This window comes from Streptomyces sp. NBC_00996 (genome assembly GCF_045162675.1).
Lineage (GTDB): Bacteria > Actinomycetota > Actinomycetes > Streptomycetales > Streptomycetaceae > Streptomyces.
On sequence record NZ_CP108723.1, the window covers coordinates 7,974,091 to 7,990,224 of the forward strand.

The following is a 16,134-nucleotide window of genomic DNA, read 5'->3' on the forward strand; positions in this document are numbered from 1 at the left end:
GCGCTGGTCGTGGCCGCCGTGGTCCTCGCCATCGTGGCGGCTTTCTCCGTCATCAAGATCTGGCCACGAGCGAATGAGGGCGGGGGAACCGCCAAGGACGCGCTGTGCTGGGGGGCGTTGTCCCGGGCTCAGACAAAGCCGCTGCTCAGCACCGATCGCCCCGTCACCGCCACGGAAACGGCCCCAGACGTGGCGGAAGCGACGTGCGATGTCCGAACCGGTGATCACCTCAAAGACATACAGTTCGTGCTGTGGTTGCGCGACGGAACCGTCGGCAGCGTCACCCCGCCCGAAGGAATTGAGCGACTGAAGGGCAACCGGACCGGCTGGGCCACGCAGGCGCAAGGCCGGATCCGTCTCTCGGATTCCTGTGCCGACGCGCTCCACCGCACCACTTCGAGCCACGTCGACCTTCTCCTCTCCACCACCACCCAGGTACGCAAGCACTACGACTGGAAGTCCGCAGTCCTGGTTCCTCGAGTCAGCCAGGTACTGACCGAAGCGGCGGAGGGGATCGAACGGCACTACAAGTGTGGGTCGACATGAGGGAAGCGTGCAGGGTAAGAATCATGCGATCGCGCTGCTGGTGGCTCACCGCCGCGAGGTCGGCTCCACCGACGCGCCCGCGTTGACCCAGTCGACGCGGCGACCGTGACGGCCGGCCCCTCGGTCTGCAGCGCCAGCACCTTGGACAAGTTCTCCAGCTGGGAATGCGCGCGGGTGTAGGCGCTGCAGACCGCGTGGCATCGGAGAACGTGTGACTAAGCAAGCTGCCCTTCGGCCACGGCTCCCGTGAAGTGCGCCCACGCCTCACGTCCCACCGAAGCCCACGGCAACTCCGGGTGCTTGGAGTCGCGTACAGCGATGTGGTGGTCGTTGTCGGCGATCTCGACGCAGTTGTTGCCGGAGGCTTCGGAGAATGACGACTTAATCCACTGCAACTCAGGCAAAACAGGTTCCTCTTATAGATCCCGGATGATTCCGAGGATGCTGTCCCTCGACTGCCTGGGATTCAACGCCACTTGTTCGACCGCGTCCAGCCGTCGGCGAAAGTTGGCCAGTTGGGTGGGGGAGTCGAAGAAGACTGCCCCGATCGGCGAGTCCACCTGCACGGTGTCCAGATGTGGGCTACCGGCTGCCGCGTACAGCACGGAGTCGCCGGCCATGGCGAATCCGCCGACGCTGAACGGGATCACAAGGAGTTCCACATTGTCGCGCTCGCTTTCCTCCAGGAGGTGGGTGAGCTGTGCCTTCGCGACGCGGCGGCCGCCCACCTGCATGCGTAGGGCTGCTTCGTGGATCAGACCTCGATACGTCACCGGCGGAGTCTTGGTGATCACCGTGTGGCGTGCGAGCCGCTGTGCGATGCGCAGCTCGACTTCCAGGCGGGGCAGAGCCGGAATGTACTGGTCGAAGAGGGCGCGGGCGTGGTCCTCGACCTGGAACATGCCCGGGAGGTGGGCTGTCTGGAGGGTGCGAAGTGATGTGGCGTGGTGCTCCAGTTCGGCGACGTCGAGGAAGTCGGGTGGGACCTTGCCGCGGTATTCGTCCCACCAGCCGGAGCTCCGCCCGCCTGTCATGGCGGCCAGGGCGTCGACCAAGGTCGGATCGTCGCACTCGTAGATGCCGGCCAGTCTGCGCAGGCGCTGTTCGCTGACGCCGAAGCGCCCGGCTTCCGTGTTGGAGATGGTCGTGCGATCGGTGCCGAGCAACTCGGCGGCTCTCGGGGCGGACAGTCCGGCAGCTTCGCGCAGCCGCCGAAGCTCGGCGCCGAAGCGCCGCTGGCGGACGGTTGGTGTCTGCCGTGGCGCCATGTGCCTCTCCTCGTTCGCGCTCAGTGTGCCCGTCAGGGGTTGACGCGTCCATCGGATACGTAAATTCAACTCGTTGAAGTGAAAGTGGTATCACGGGTTGGAAGTTGAGGTCTATGGTGTGGCTCAGGCCACCGCCAGCCCCCCTCATGCGAGGTGCACGATGGACGCTCCGGCTCTCTCCACTTCCGCACCCTTTGACGCAACCCCCACGCGAGTGGGCTGGGACGCATCCGCCCTCGACCCGTACCGGCCCATCGCCGAAGCCCGGCACCGCGCCCGCGTATGGGCCCAACAGCACTGGAAACTCCCGGACTTGGTGGACCCCGTCGAACTCGCCGTGGCGGAGTTGTGCACGAATGCCGTACGTCATGGTGGCGGGCTCGCGGGGTTGGAGCTGATCCTCGGGGTGGCCGGAGAGTTCGCGCCGTCTGTGCTGAGGGCGATGGTGAGCGACCGGGACCCGGATCACGAGCCCGAACTCTCCGGTGCCGACGATCCGTTCAGCGAGAGCGGACGCGGCCTGCACCTGGTCGCGGCGTTGTCGCGCCGGTGGGGCTGGCACCGTACGGGCTTCGACGAGAAGCAGGTCTGGTGCACCTTCGTGACCGCGTCAGCGGTCAGGGCTTCGGTGTAGTCGCATCAGAAGAAGCTGCGCAAGTAACTGAAAGTCCCTGCCCTGGAGGTAGATCCAGCTCCAGGGACGCACGAGGGCATCGGCCATGGACGCGCTGGGAGCCGCCGGATCAAGGTGGCCACCGTGAACAACCTGCTCCTCCCCGGCGCTCGCTGTCGAAGATCGCGGTGCCAGCTCCCCGACACCGTCCCGGCCGTCGGGGGAACGAGCGCCTGTGGCCCTGTCCGGCCAGGACCAGCACCACATCTCCGGCCTCGCGGCCGTAGCCGCCAGCGCACTGCTCGTCGGCTGCTCGGGCTCGGGCAGCGTTGGAAACTTCGACCCGAGACTGTCCGCGGACAAGCTGGCCCCCACGGTCGCCGTAAAGCTCGCCGCCACAAGGGGTCAGCCGAAGCCGGACATCACATGTCCCGAGGACCTCGCCGGGAAGGTCGGCAACACCACCCGTTGCACGCTCACAGCGGACGACGGCAGCACCTTGGGCGTGACGGTCAAGGTTTCCTCTGCCGACGGAGACAACATCAACTTCGACTTCAAGGCCGACGACACGGCTTCCCCGGCTGCGAACTGACAACTGAGCCTTTCCGGCCTACCCCCGAGCGAGTTGGGACCCGCCACTCCGCTGCACGCGAAGATTTCCTCGTCCGCCATCAGCCGTCCTCGTAGCGGGGCAGTTCCTCGGGAAAGTCGCGGGGGTCCTTGCATCCGGCCAGCTCGTAGGCGTGCTTGGTGAGTTGATAGGCGAAGTCGGTCAGGGCTTGGCGCAGCTCCGCACCGGTGGCCCTGCTCTTCCCGGTCACACCGGCATCCGCTACCAATGCATAGGCGTGTGACGCATCACCTTCTTTCACGTTCGTCGGCACACAAGGGACATAGACGGAGGCGGAGCTGCCATCTCCATTCATCTGTGCCAGTGCTTCGACATCGCCTTTCGAGACCCTTATGACATGGCTGGCTGCAAGACTCCCGTAAGAATCTACCCATGCAACTTTGGGCGAATCTCGAAGATCCACCTGCCCCGACAGAATCGAGTCACCGCTGGTGGAAACGCGGCAAGCGAAAGAAAAATGACGTCCTGTGCCCCCTTGATCCGCCCATTCATCTGCTGATCGCGTGCGTGGCAGAGTCCGGATGGCGACATCCCGCTTCACGGTACCGTCACACACCTTGTCCGGAAGCAGGTACAGCCCCTTTATGAAAAACAAAAAGACGCCGCCGCCTGTGAGTGCAATGACCATCAGACCTATGGAAAGATCTCTCATGGTCCGGAGCTTTGTAAACCTTCCAGAAATGCCTTTATTCATACTGCTCCTTGGAGCGATTCAAGAAGTAATCACTGTTTTCCCAGCCGTCATTGACGGCCTGTCGTACGGTGTCCTTTATTCCGTCCTTCGGCAGGTCTACGTGGTGCCGAGTCAGGGAATCTTCCACCGACCACTGCGTCTGCTGACTGACCGAATCCCGCATCCTGAACAGGTCCTTGCTGGAGTGGTACAACGCCTCGTCCTTGGCGCCGTCAAGTTGCTGACCTTCGAGTAGACGGTCAACGGCCGCTCCGGCGACGGCTCCGACCGTTCCTCCGACCACGGCTCCCATTCCCGCCCCTCCAAGCCTTTCGGGGACCTGGACGAAGGTCGAACCGACTGCAACCCAGGTTTTGGCGAAATCTCCCTTTGCTTTCAAAGCATCGTTGTTTTCTTTCTCGCCGCTGATGGCGCCGCTGACTTCGTCATTTGCGGCAGAATGTCCAACGATTCCCTCGATGATTCCTGCATTTCTGCCGATATCGGCAAGGACTTGTTCGTGATCTCCATCGAACAAGGAGGGATTCGAAAGGTGTGCCTCAAGGAGATTTCCGGTGTAGATGCTTTCCCCGTAGATAATCCCGGCTCTGCCTGCGGGATCTGTGGACGTCGCCGAAAGGAATCGGGTGACATCCGAAATGTTAAGCCCTTTAGGGGCATCGCTGTTCGTAATGAAGACAGCCCCAGAATCAGGGCCTGCGAACGCCTGGCTGATCTCCGGCATATAGGAAGCCGCCATGTCCCCGAAGCTCTCCCCCAGCCCCTTGGTCACCAGGTCCGCGCCTGAGCCGGGCTGGGCCACCACGTTCATGATGTTGGCCATGATCTCGACCTGATCCGCGCTGTGCGGCGGAGCCATGGAGGTGGTGTCACCGGCGGCGACTCCGGTGACGGCGGCTTCCAAGGCACGCCCGAGAGCCTCCCCCCGGTCCGTGTACTTGGTGGTGCCGAGCATGTGGTCCAGATCCGACTTGGACTCGAACGCGTTGGTCGCTGCCTCGGGATTGTGAGAGAGCGCATCGAAAAGGCCATCCAGGGGGTCGCGGCCGTTGTCCTTGCCGAAGACCAGATCTACGCTGTCGTACCCCTTCACCCAGAGGGCGTCGGTGTTCGAGTCGCCCGCGCCCTTGTCAGCCTTGAACAGCTTGGCCCGATACTCATCCAGGAATTCCGTGTCGAACTCGCCCTGTCGCATCAGGCTGCTCATTACCTGGAAGCCGAGGGCTCCAACCGGGCTCTTCATGGGGTTCGAAGGGTCGACCCTGAAACTGGTGTTGGTCTCGTTGAGGATGTCCTTCTTCCAGCCTTGCATGGCACCTGAGTCAGAGAAGGACGCCGTGGCCAGGGTCATGCTCAGGTTCTTCTGGAGGCTCTTCATCTGGTCGAGCTCAGCGCCTCTGGCGCCAGAGTGCGCGTCAGCCATCTCGGTCCAGAACTGAAGGGTTCCCTTGGCGCCCAGTCGCGTCGCGAACCGCTCCGAGAACAAGGGGTCGTCGTGGTACTTCTTCAAGTACCGGTTGAACTCGGCGATGTCATCGAGTGACATGTCCTCAGGGTGCTTGGCCATCTTCGCCAGCTTTTCGGCATCCTTCAGGGCCTGGGCTGCCTTGTCCCGATCGGGATAACTGGCGTCGGAGAAACCGTACCTGACCTGGTCGACGAGAAGCCTCAGTACCTCTGCGGCACTGCTGTCGCTCTCCGTTGCCTTGCTCAGAATGTGCTGGACCTCAGTCCGGAGGTCGTCCACGTCTTTCTGGTCGTGTTCAGGGACGTCGACGCCTTTGGCAGCGCGATCGGGGTGGACGTTCATCGTGACGACGAAGGAGCCTTCGCCCGTGTCCCTCACCGTCAGGTTCTTCTTCAGACCGCGCTCGATGGCCTCGTTGAGCTGTGTGCGGTAGTCGATCAGCTCGCCCCGGGTATCGGCGAGGATTTTGGTGATGGAGCCGGCCTGGGTGTGGGCGTCGCCGAACTCGGCGGCCGTCTTGTCGACGAATTCGCGGGTGACGGTGGCGTTGACGCCAGACCAGTTGGCTTTGTCCGCCTTGCCCTTGAGGTTGCGCTCCGCGTCCTCCTTGAGGGTCGCGAGGTTCTTCGTCATCTGTTCCCAGTCGGTGATCGCCTCGCCGAGCTTCGAGAAGTTGCCGAAGCGGAGAGCGTCGAGGTCCATCAGTGATCCGTCCTGTGGTCGAAGCCCTTGTCCAGCTGGGCGATGCTGCTGAGGGTGCCCGCGATGTAGCTCTCATCAGCCGCGTGTTGGTTCTTGGTGAAGCGCAGGTGGTTGGAGATGTGCGCGCAGGAGTCCAGCAGAGACTGCACCTGGTCGACCCAGCGCTCGGCGACGTGGTCGAGAGCGCCGCCGAGCGCGAAACCTTCGCTCTTGAGCCCGCCGGCGGCAGCCATGGAGGAGATACGGGCGTGGTCGCTGTACTGTCCGAAGTCCTCGAACAGGTCCTGCGCCGCTGAGCCGACCGTGGCAAGGTCCTTCTGGCTGACCTTGAGGTCACCCCAGGCGCTCTTGCCGCCACCGCCGCCTCCCGAGGGTGCGAGCTGGTTGAGTTGCATATGCGCCGACTGCTTCTGCGCCGCCTCGGACTTCAGCTGCTCCCACTCGTCCCACGCCATGCGCGGACCCCTCCCCGTGCGCCTGCTCGGCCCCCGTCCCAACGGGGTCGGCGCGCTACCTCTTGTGCTCCGACATGGTGGAACTGCTCCCTCAACCTATCAATCGATCAGATCCGCCAGCCTGAATCAAGATGGAGATCATGAATCTCTGCACTCCCTCCACAGGTCACTTAGGTCACTTCAGCAACCTGTGAAGCGCCATGCCTTGAGCCCGTCAGGGACCAGAGCTTCCGGGAGTGTTCGGCCACGTGGCCGTTCAGTGTGGCGGGCGCGGGAGCCGCTCGTGGCCTACGGCGCGCTATGCCCCACTGCGTGGCACCGGCTGGAGTCGCGCCTTCGAAAGTTCGCCGCCAACCATGCGCGAGGTCGTCAGGAAAGCCGCCCCGCAGCCACTGCCCCGGTAAAGCGCGCCCAAGCCTCGCGCCCCACCGACGCCCGCGGCAGCTCCGGGTGCTTGGAGTCGCGTACGGCGATGAGATGTCCGTCGGTGGCGATCTCGACGCAGGCGTTGCCGGACGCCTCTGAGTACGAGGACTTGAGCCACTTCAACTCGGACAAGGGGTACACCTCTTACAGCTCGTCGGCGATCTCGAGGATGAGGTCCCTCGATTCACTCGGATTCAACGCCACCTGTTCCACCAAGTCCAGCCGTCGGCGGAAGTTGGCCAGTTGGGTAGGCGAGTCGAAGAAGACCGCGCCGATGGGTGAGTCGACCTCGGCTGTGTCCAGGTGTGGGCTGGCGGCAGCGACGTACATCATCGTGTCGCCGGCCATGGGGAAACCTTCGGCGGCGAATGGGATCACGAGCAGGCTGACGTTGGGGCGTTCGCTCTCTTCGAGAAGGCGGCTCAACTGAGCCTTGGCTACTCGGCGACCTCCCATGCGGAGCCGGAGGGCGGCTTCGTGGATCAGGCCCACGTACGGCACTCCCGGATCGCTCGCGACCACGGCGTGCCGGGCGAGGCGGTGGGCGATCCTGAGCTCAACCTCCAATCGCGGTAGCGCCGGTACGAAGAGGTCGAAGAGGGCTCGGGTGTGGTCCTCTGTCTGGAAGAGGCCGGGGATCCGCACCCTTCGACGCGACCCCCACCCGAGTCGGCTGGGACGCATCCGCGCTCGACCCGCTCCGCCCCATCGCCGAAGCCCGGCACCGCGCCCGCGTCTGGGTCCAACGGCACTGGAAACTCCCCAACTTGGCGGATCCCGTCGAACTCGCCGTAGCGGAGCTGTGCACGAACGCCGTACGACACGGTGGTGGGCTCGCGGGGTTGGAGCTGATCCTCGGGGCGTCCCGGGAGTTCGCGCCGCCCCTGTTGAGGGTGATGGTGAGCGACCGGGACCCGGGTCACGCTCCCGAACTGTCCAGCGCGGACGATCCGTTCAACGAGAACGGACGCGGGCTGCACGTGGTTGCGGCGTTGTCGCGCCGGTGGGGCTGGCATCGTACGGGCTTTGACGAGAAGCAGGTCTGGTGCACCTTCGCCGTCGCTTAGATCGTGCGTGGCATGGGGTGGTGCAGCATCTGGCATTTCCTGGCAGTGGGCGTAGTGCCGGGGAGCCGTTCCCGGGGCGCTGGCGAGCCTTTCGGTCCGCCACCGCACCCGCTGCCAAGCCATCGCCCGAAACGTACAGCGGCCGGATCCTGGGAGCAGAGTCCGGCCGCCGTCACGACGGGGAGACGATCAGTATGCGCTCTCCGGAACAAGTCCCGTCTGCACCAACGGCTTTCCTCGCTTCCGCGAAACGAAGACCCCCCGCCCCGCAGGCATCGCCCGAGGCCGAACCCCGCCCAGAATGTCGCCCTCGCCCGGGTCGCCGGCGAGCACCACACCCTGCGCCCCCAGCTCCTTCATCCGCTGCATGAACGGTTCGTACGAGGCGCGCCCCGCACCCGCTGTGGACCGCGCGATGATGAAGCGGACACCCACGTCCCGAGCGAACGGGAGCATCTCAGTAAGCCCACCCAACGGATTCCCGCTCGACGTCGACACCAGGTCATAGTCGTCCACGACGACGTACACCGTCGGCCCCCGCCACCAGCTCCTGTCACGCAGCTGCTGCGCGGTGACATCCGCCGTAGGCGTACGCCGCTGCATCAGGTCCGCCAGGGCGCCCATGTGGTGCTCCATGGCGTTGGACATCGGGATGTACTCCGCCAGGTGTGAGGCGGGGGTGACGTCCAGCAGCGAGCGTCGGTTGTCGACGACGAACAGCTTGCACTCGTCGCCCGAATACCGCTCGCTCAGCTGCTTGATGAGCAGCCGCAGCAGGTTCGACTTGCCCGACTCGCTCTCCCCGAAGACGAGGAAGAACGGGTCCTGCTCGAAGTCGACGAACACGGGCTCGAGGTTGTCCTCGTCCAGGGCGAACGCCACTCCGCGGCGCGGGAAGCGGTCGCCCGGCGGCAGCTGCTCGGCCGGGAACTCCCTGGGCAGCAGCCGGACTTCGGGGGCGCCGGGCGCCTGCCAGTGCCGGGAGACCTCCGTCGACAGCGCAGCCGTCGCGTCGGCGAGGTCCGTGTCCGAGGTCAGACCGTCGATACGCGGAACGGCGGCCATGAAGTGCAGCTTCTGCGGCGACTGACCTCGGCCCGGCACGCCCGTGGGGACGTTCGCGGCCACCTTGCGGTCGATCTCGGAGTCCATCGTGTCGCCGAGCCGCAGTTCCAGGCGGTTCATCAGGTGGTCCTTGAGGTTGGCCCGAACCTCCATCGACCGCGAGGCGGTCAGCACCACGTGGATGCCATAGCCGAGGCCCCGTGCGGCGATGTCCAGAACCACCCCCTCCAGGGCCTCGTAGTCCGTACGGAAGTTGCCCCAGCCGTCGATGACCAGGAAGACGTCACCCCACGGCTGATCGGTCCCCGAAATGTCGCCGCGTGCCCGCCTGGTGCGGAAGTCCGCGATCGAGGCGATGCCGGACGAACGGAAGTACTCCTCGCGGCGCGTCATCACGCCGTACACCTCGGCGACCGTGCGCCGCACCCTCTCCGGGTCCAGACGCGAGGCGACCCCGCCCACGTGCGGCAGTCCGGCGACGGCCGCCATACCGCCACCGCCGAAGTCCAGACCGTAGAACTGCACTTCGTACGGGGTGTGGGTGAGCGCGAAGGAGGAGATCAGCGTGCGCAGCAGCGTCGACTTGCCCGACTGCGGGCCACCGATGATCTGCATATGGCCTGCCGCACCGGAGAAGTCGGCCCACAGCGGGTCGCGGCGCTGCTCGTACGGCTTGTCGACCAGGCCGAGAGGGACGACGAGGCGCCCCGCTCCCTCGTAGCCGGGCTGGGTGAGTCCCCGGCCCTGGACCGTGGTGAGGCCGGGCAGGAGCCCGTCGAGGGACGGCGGGCTGTCCAGCGGCGGCAGCCACACCTGGTGGGCCGCCGGTCCCTGCGCCTCCAGGCGGCGCACGATCACGTCGAGCACCGTGTCCGCGAGGGCGTCATCGGTGTCGGAAATCTCCGTACGCTGCTGCGGCACCGCGACGTACCGCACGGGCACCTCAGCCGCCGTGAACAGCACGGGCTTGCGGTCCACCGGAAGCGGCCCGCCGAGCGCGGCGGCCTGCGCCGAGCCCGTGCGGTACACCCCGGAGACGTACGCCGCCTTGAAGCGCACCATCTCGTCCGTGCCGAACTTCATGATTCCGGAGCCGGGCACGTTCGGAAGTTCGTACGCATCGGGGACGCCCAGCGCCGCACGCGATTCCGCGGCCGAGAACGTTCGCAGACCGATCCGATACGACAGGTACGTCTCCAATCCCCTCAGCCGACCCTCTTCCAGGCGCTGCGAAGCGAGCAGCAGATGCACGCCCAGCGAGCGGCCGATGCGGCCGATCTGCACGAACATCTCGATGAAGTCCGGCTTTGCCGTGAGCAGTTCGCTGAACTCGTCGATCACCAGGACGAGCGACGGGATCGGCTGCAGCGGGGCACCGGCCGCGCGCGCCTTCTCGTAGTCGTGGATGTTGGCGTAGTTGCCCGCGTCGCGCAGCATCTCCTGGCGGCGGTTGAGCTCGCCGCGGATGGAGTCGCCCATGCGGTCGACGAGCGTCAGATCGTCGGCCAGGTTTGTGATCACGGCCGCGACATGTGGCATCTGCGCCATGCCCGCGAAGGTCGCACCACCCTTGAAGTCCGCCAACACGAAGTTCAACGTCTCCGACGAGTGCGTGACCGCCAGCCCCAGCACCAGCGTGCGCAGCAGCTCCGACTTGCCGGAACCGGTGGCTCCCACGCACAGACCGTGCGGACCCATGCCTTCCTGCGCGGCCTCCTTGAGGTCCAGCATCACGGGACGGCCGTCCTCGCCGAGACCGATCGGCACGCGCAGCCGCTCGGCCAGCGAACGCGGCCGCCAGGTGCGCTTGGTGTCCACCGACGCGGCGTCCCCGAGGCCCAGCAGGTCCGTGAAGTCCAGGTTGGCGAGCAGCGGTTCGTCGTCGTCACCGTCCGCGGCCATGCGCAGCGGGGCCAACTGCCGTGCCAGCGCCTCGGCGGACTCGTACGAGAGAGTGTCCGGCGTGCCCTCGTAGACGATGCCGTGCCCCGACTCCAGGTGCAGCGCGTGCGGTTGTACGACGATGGAAAGGTCCCCGCCCGCTCCGGTCAGGTCACCGGGGACGACCTCGACGACTGTCACGCCCTGCAACCCCTCGGGCGTGGCCAGGACGGAGTCCGGCGGCAGGGAGAGGCTGTCGAGGACGACGACGATGTGCGGCTCCTCCGGGGGCGGTGCGGCGTTGGGGTGGAAGCGCGGCCGGCCTGTCAGGCGGGTGGCCAGCAGGTCCTCCAGCTCGCGTGCGTCACTGCCGATCAGCCTGCGGCTGCCCGCCCCGTCCACGGAACCGGACACCTGCACGTGCGGCAGCCACTTCGCCCACTCCCAGTGCGGCAGGGCCTCCCGTCCCGCCGCGACCACGATCATCAGGTCCTCGGGGGAGTGCAGCGAGGCCAGCGAGCCGGTCAGGGCCCGGGCGGAGGCGCGTACGGTCTGCGGCTCACCGCTCACCGTGACGTGGTAGAAGGCGCGCAGCGAGACCGCCATCGGCAGGTCGTCCAGTGTGCTGTGGGTGGCCATGAAACGCTGCATGGCGCCCGCCGTCAGCGGCTCCAGCTGCTCGACGGGGCCGGTCTCGGGGGAGACCAGCGGGGTGGCGAGCCCCTGCGGACCGAGGCCGACGCGGACCTGCGCGAAGTCCTCGTCGCCCGGCCGGCGCTCCCACACCCGGCTGCCCTCGGCGACCAGCGCCCACAGCTGCTCGGGGGAGGGGTGCAGGTAGTACTGCGCGTCGCGCTGAGCCCTCGCGGTGTCCTGGGCGTAGCGCCGGGTCTGCGACAGATAGCTGAGATAGTCGCGGCGCATGTCGGCCAACTGACCCTGGGAGCCCCGGCGGAAGCGCACCACCATCGCGATGGACATGGCCACCGTCGAGGCGATCATCACCATGCCCATGATCTTCATGAACGGCTGCCCGTTCGTGAAGAAGAAGACCACCGAACCGCCCATGCCGAGCGTCGGCAGCAGTTGCATGAGGACGCTCTCCTGGTGCCCGCGCGGCAGCTCGGGCGGAGGCTGTAGAACTACCTCGTCCGTGGGCACTTCGGACGGCAGCGCTCGCGGTGGGCGCTTCACGACGATTTGGCTCACTGCTCACCAATTCCCTAGCCGGCCCCGGAGTCTTCCGCCCGCCGCCCCGTGTCGGGCGGGCGCGGGCCGCCGCGTGATCCTACTGACTTCATAGAAGACTGGTGGGCGGTAGGGTGCCGGATGTTCGCGTGAGCACACGCGAACGAGGTTGAGGAATCAGGGTATTTCGCGCGGGATGGAGCTGCGCGGGGTCCTGAGAGGGGCCGGGCAGCCACCCTTTCCGCCGCTCCGCCGCACAGTGGGCGGAGCGAGACGTACAGGAGGCGCAGGACCTTCAGGCCATCGACGCACGACCATCACCGAGATCGCAGACACACCACCAGTACTGAGGGGGAGCAGCAGGTGAGTATGACGGCCTCCGCGGCGGCCACCGGGGCAGGAAGGCCCGGCCCGGGAGCCCCGTCCGGGGCAGGCACGGGCCTCGGCTTCTGTCGGGTCACCATCGTCGCGCCCGACAGCCGGATCGACGTGGCGCTGCCCGACGACATCCCGGTCGCCGACATCTATCCGGAGATCCTGAGGCTCTCCCAGCAGAGTCCCGCCGAGGGCGCTCCCGTTGGATACCACCTCGTACGCAGGGACGGCAGCGTCCTCGACAGCTCCCGCTCGTTCGCGTCCCAGCGCATTCTCGACGGCGAACTGCTCACCCTGCGCCCCTTCTCCGAGTCGCTGCCGCCCGCCGTCTTCGACGACGTGTCCGAGGCCGTTGCCACCGCGGTGACCCGCGAACACACCTTGTGGGGCGGTGACCTGACCCGTGGCGCGGGTCTCATCGGCGGGGGCGTCCTGCCGACCCTGCTCGCCTTCGTGGCCTGGACCGCCGATCCGCGGCACGACATGCACAGCCTGCCCGGCATCCTCGCGGGTGTGACCGGCGTCCTCATGGTCGTCCTGGCCGCCGTCCGCGCCCGGGTCTACGACGACCGGGCCTCGGCCGTCGCGCTGGGACTCGGCGCCCTTCCGAACATTGGAGTGGCGGGCTCCGGGCTGCTCACCGTGGCCGACGGACAGGGCATCGGCAGGCTGCAGTTTCTCCTCGCCTGCGCCGCCGTGCTCGTGGCCTCGGTGACCCTCGCCCTGTGCTCCCCGCGCGGAGACGGCCCCTTCGTCGCCTTCGTGTTCGCCTCAGGTGTCGGCCTGGTCGCGGAGTTCGTGGCGATCCTCACGCACTGGACACCGAAGGAGACCGCCGCGCTGTGCGCCCCGATCGGCGTCGGTGCCCTGGCCTTTCTGCCGGGCCTGTCCATGCGCTTCGCCCGCCTCCCGATCGGATTCGAGGCACCGAACAACACCACCACGCGCAGCGCGTACGGCACCGACCCAGCCCCCCAGGAGCCGATCGACGCCGAGCGCATCGGGGCCCAGGCCCGACGCGGCCACGAACTCCTCGTCGGTCTCGTGGGCGGCTGCGCCCTGGTCGCTGTCGCGGCCTCGGCGGTGCTCGGCTTCTCCGACGACGTCTGGGCGCAGCTGCTCGCCTTCGCGACCGGCATCGCGATGCTGATGCGCGCCCACCTCTTCCGCTACACCGCCCAGGTCGCCCCCGTCCTGGCCGCGGGCCTCGGCGCACTCGTCCTGCTCGGCCTCGGCCTGGCGCTCAACCCGCCGCGCTCCCTGATGCGCGACGCCCTGACCGGAGACCGCACGGACCTCGACATCCGTACGATCTGGCTCGTCGCGGCGATCGCGGCGGCGGCCGCGATCGTCACCGCGCTCGGCCTGATCCTCTCGCGCGGTGGCATCACTCCCTTCTGGGGGCGATTCCTGGAGATCGCCGAAGGGTTCGTGCTGCTGACGCTGGTACCGCTGGCCCTCGCTGTTTTCGACGTGTATGGCGCGGCCCGGGCCATGACCAGCTGAGCAGCGACTCACCTCGTGTTCGTCGAGGCGCACGCGCGCGTGCGCCTCGACGGCTTGCGGCCAAGAAAGGAACTTCCGGCGTGAGTTTCGGCCCACCCCCATCCGTTTTCACCCAGTCCGCGCTGTCGGCGGACAGCGCGCGCAGGAAGAGGCGTCGCACGCGGCTGATCGGTGCGGTGGCCGTCATGGTCGTCGCCACGCTGTGCGCGGGCGGTTGGCTCCTCTTCGCGACCGACGACGCGACCCTGGCGAACCGCAGGCAGACGGCCGCCCCGCAGGCCCCGGACGAGATCAGGGAGACGGTCGAGAAGCTGCCGAGCACACCCGAGGGCGAACTCGTCATCGACTTCGACGAGGAGAAGTTCCAGGACGACGAGACCCGGTACGCGCCCGGTACCTGGGCGACCGACAAGATCTTCGCCAAGGGCATCAAGAACACCATCACGGGGTTCAAGTTCGGTGTGGACGAGGCGGCTTGGAGCATCAAGCTGGACGGCCACATCTGCGCGACGACCAAGCACGTCACCGCCGACGGCAGGACCGCCGTCGTCGTCCAGCCGTACAAGCGCAAGGGCACCAAGGACGCGGGTATCTGCGACGAGGTGGTGTTCTTCGACCTCGACACCGGCAAGAAGCTGTGGACCGCGACGATGCCCGACGCGAAGACCGCGTATGTGACGAACACGAATCTGAGCATGGCGCGCGGCACGGTCGCGGTGGCATGGGGCAACGGCTCCGTGGCCTACGACATGAGCAGTGGCAAGCAGCTCTGGAAGAGCACCGACGTCTCCACGTGCGAGGACGTCGGCTTCGCCGGCGGCCGCAGCCTGCTCGTCCTGCTCCGGTGCGGAGAGGAGTCCACCCACGCGTACCGGGTGCAGAAGATCGACCCGCGCACCGGCAGGCCGCAGTGGACGTACAAGCTCAAGGACGGCATCTCGGGCGTCTACATGCCCTCCTCCGACCCGCCGGTACTGGCCGTGGGCGCGGGGGACTACGGCGTGACCGACCTGATCACCCTCGACGACCAGGGCCGGCACAGCGCCACGATCTCCATGCGGGGCGGGCGCTTCGACCCCATGTGCGGTGACTCGTTCGACGGAACGCAGTACTTCGGAGTGATGGAGAACTGCTACGCGATGGTCGTGGGGAACGGCCAGATCTTCGTCGCGAGCAAGGCGGACGGCGACGTCGACCAGGCGGAGAACTGGATCGTGGGCTTCGACGCCAAGACGGGCAAGACCCTGCGGAAGTTCGACGGACGGCCGCTGCAGCCGCTGTGGCCCGTGAAGATGAGCGGGGACAAGCTCCTGGTCTACCGGCCGAGTTCCGACAACATCGGCCCCGCCGCCATCGTGAGCATCGACCCCGCCACCGGCAAGGAGACACCGTTCCTCTTCTTCAACCTGCCGGACGACGCCTCACGCATGGAAACCCCCGAGTGGTCCGACATCCTCGTCGAACACGGCCGGGCGTTCTTCTCTCCCCGGCAGCTCTCGGCACCTGCCTCGGCCCCCCACGATCCGGTGACGGCCGCGGTGGGTATCGGCCCCGTGCACTGAGGCGTCCGCGTTTTTCACTGAGACGCATCGTCCTGGTGCGCCGAGACGTCCATGTGCAGTGAGGCGCATCGCGCCCGCGCACTCAGACGCATCGCGCCCGCGCACTGAGACGCATCCCCCCGTGCGCCGAGACGCTGAGGGCCGACGTGGACATGTCCGCGTCGGCCCCCGTCGTTCCCGCTCTGCCGCTACTCCGCCGCGAGCCCGCCATTGTGGGGCGCCGGCTCCAGATCGAACTCCCCGTCCCGGGCCCCGAGCACGAAGGCCCGCCACTCGGCCTCCGTGTACCTGAGGACCGTGTCCGGATCGAGGGAAGAACGCATGGCCACCGCGCCCTGGGGCAGATATGCGATCTCGACCCGCTCCTCGTGCTGCTCCGTGCCCGGCGCGCTGTGCCATTCGACGCCCGAGATGTCGAGGGCGTAGAGCTCGTCCTTCTCCCGCTCCTTGCGCGCCTTGACGTCCTTGTCCGCTTCCTCGGCCATGATCCGGCGGCCCCTTCCCCACGTACGAATGACCTCTGCGGTCACCCTAGTGGCCAGGTCCGCGCCGTTCGGCGGGTTCGGGGACCCGGACGGACACGTCCGCTCAGGCTGGTACCCTGTGTGACGGCCGTTTGTGTACGCACCCCCGGAGCTCACCGCTCTGGAGGCCGCGCCCAGCGGATCCCCGCCTCCCGAGTAACGG

General features: G+C 66.9%; 15 protein-coding genes. 6 read left to right on the forward strand and 9 right to left on the reverse strand.

The features are described 5' to 3' along the window. Window positions 1-9: 9 nt before the first annotated feature. Entirely contained in the window at window positions 10-546 is a 537-nt protein-coding gene (locus OG390_RS37365; RefSeq protein ID WP_406174094.1) for a hypothetical protein, read from the forward strand. Window positions 547-761: 215 nt separating this feature from the next. Here the strand turns inward: OG390_RS37365 and OG390_RS37370 are convergent, their stop codons facing one another. Both OG390_RS37370 and OG390_RS37375 read right to left on the reverse strand, forming a co-directional pair. Beyond that, on the reverse strand, window positions 762-950 hold the full coding sequence (locus tag OG390_RS37370) for a DUF397 domain-containing protein (RefSeq protein ID WP_406174096.1): 189 nt from the start codon (window positions 948-950) through the stop codon (window positions 762-764). A 12-nt stretch (window positions 951-962) separates the two neighbouring features. Further along, window positions 963-1,814 carry a helix-turn-helix domain-containing protein gene (locus OG390_RS37375; protein ID WP_406174098.1) on the reverse strand — a complete coding sequence of 284 codons (852 nt, stop codon included), beginning with the start codon at window positions 1,812-1,814 and terminating at the stop codon, window positions 963-965. Window positions 1,815-2,028: 214 nt separating this feature from the next. Here OG390_RS37375 and OG390_RS37380 point away from each other — a divergent pair, with 214 nt between their 5' ends. Then, window positions 2,029-2,448 carry an ATP-binding protein gene (locus OG390_RS37380; RefSeq protein ID WP_406174100.1) on the forward strand — a complete coding sequence of 140 codons (420 nt, stop codon included), beginning with the start codon at window positions 2,029-2,031 and terminating at the stop codon, window positions 2,446-2,448. Between the two features lie 214 nt (window positions 2,449-2,662). Continuing rightward, window positions 2,663-3,019, forward strand: a complete 357-nt coding sequence (locus OG390_RS37385) for a DUF4333 domain-containing protein (protein ID WP_406174101.1) — start codon at window positions 2,663-2,665, stop codon at window positions 3,017-3,019. A gap of 79 nt (window positions 3,020-3,098) precedes the next feature. On the opposite strand, the gene OG390_RS37390 is transcribed toward OG390_RS37385, so the two are convergent. From OG390_RS37390 to OG390_RS37410, 5 genes are all read right to left on the reverse strand, one after another. Further along, window positions 3,099-3,710 carry a hypothetical protein gene (locus OG390_RS37390; protein ID WP_406174103.1) on the reverse strand — a complete coding sequence of 204 codons (612 nt, stop codon included), beginning with the start codon at window positions 3,708-3,710 and terminating at the stop codon, window positions 3,099-3,101. Window positions 3,711-3,744: 34 nt separating this feature from the next. After that, entirely contained in the window at window positions 3,745-5,922 is a 2,178-nt protein-coding gene (locus OG390_RS37395; RefSeq protein WP_406174104.1) for a hypothetical protein, read from the reverse strand. Then, window positions 5,922-6,377, reverse strand: a complete 456-nt coding sequence (locus OG390_RS37400; RefSeq protein WP_406174106.1) for a hypothetical protein — start codon at window positions 6,375-6,377, stop codon at window positions 5,922-5,924. The genes OG390_RS37395 and OG390_RS37400 overlap by 1 nt, the downstream gene beginning before the upstream one ends. Before the next feature lie 369 nt (window positions 6,378-6,746). Next, window positions 6,747-6,935 (reverse strand): DUF397 domain-containing protein, encoded by a 189-nt coding sequence (locus OG390_RS37405; protein WP_406174108.1) that lies wholly within the window; start codon window positions 6,933-6,935, stop codon window positions 6,747-6,749. Window positions 6,936-6,947: 12 nt separating this feature from the next. Further along, a complete protein-coding gene (locus tag OG390_RS37410) occupies window positions 6,948-7,448 on the reverse strand; it encodes a DUF5753 domain-containing protein (protein ID WP_406174109.1) in 501 nt (166 codons plus the stop codon). 62 nt (window positions 7,449-7,510) lie between these two features. On the opposite strand from OG390_RS37410, the gene OG390_RS37415 reads away from it, so the two are divergent. Further along, a complete protein-coding gene (locus OG390_RS37415) occupies window positions 7,511-7,870 on the forward strand; it encodes an ATP-binding protein (RefSeq protein ID WP_406178082.1) in 360 nt (119 codons plus the stop codon). Window positions 7,871-8,059: 189 nt separating this feature from the next. Here the strand turns inward: OG390_RS37415 and eccCa are convergent, their stop codons facing one another. Then, complete coding sequence (eccCa, locus tag OG390_RS37420; RefSeq protein WP_406174111.1) at window positions 8,060-12,025, reverse strand: type VII secretion protein EccCa; 3,966 nt, start codon at window positions 12,023-12,025, stop codon at window positions 8,060-8,062. Window positions 12,026-12,373: 348 nt separating this feature from the next. On the opposite strand from eccCa, the gene eccD reads away from it, so the two are divergent. Both eccD and OG390_RS37430 read left to right on the forward strand, forming a co-directional pair. Beyond that, window positions 12,374-13,885 carry a type VII secretion integral membrane protein EccD gene (gene eccD, locus OG390_RS37425; RefSeq protein WP_406178084.1) on the forward strand — a complete coding sequence of 504 codons (1,512 nt, stop codon included), beginning with the start codon at window positions 12,374-12,376 and terminating at the stop codon, window positions 13,883-13,885. Between the two features lie 80 nt (window positions 13,886-13,965). Beyond that, on the forward strand, window positions 13,966-15,447 hold the full coding sequence (locus OG390_RS37430) for a PQQ-binding-like beta-propeller repeat protein (protein ID WP_406174113.1): 1,482 nt from the start codon (window positions 13,966-13,968) through the stop codon (window positions 15,445-15,447). A 188-nt stretch (window positions 15,448-15,635) separates the two neighbouring features. Here the strand turns inward: OG390_RS37430 and OG390_RS37435 are convergent, their stop codons facing one another. Continuing rightward, window positions 15,636-15,932, reverse strand: coding sequence for a DUF397 domain-containing protein (locus tag OG390_RS37435; RefSeq protein ID WP_406174114.1), 297 nt, complete (start codon window positions 15,930-15,932; stop codon window positions 15,636-15,638). Window positions 15,933-16,134 lie beyond the last annotated feature (202 nt).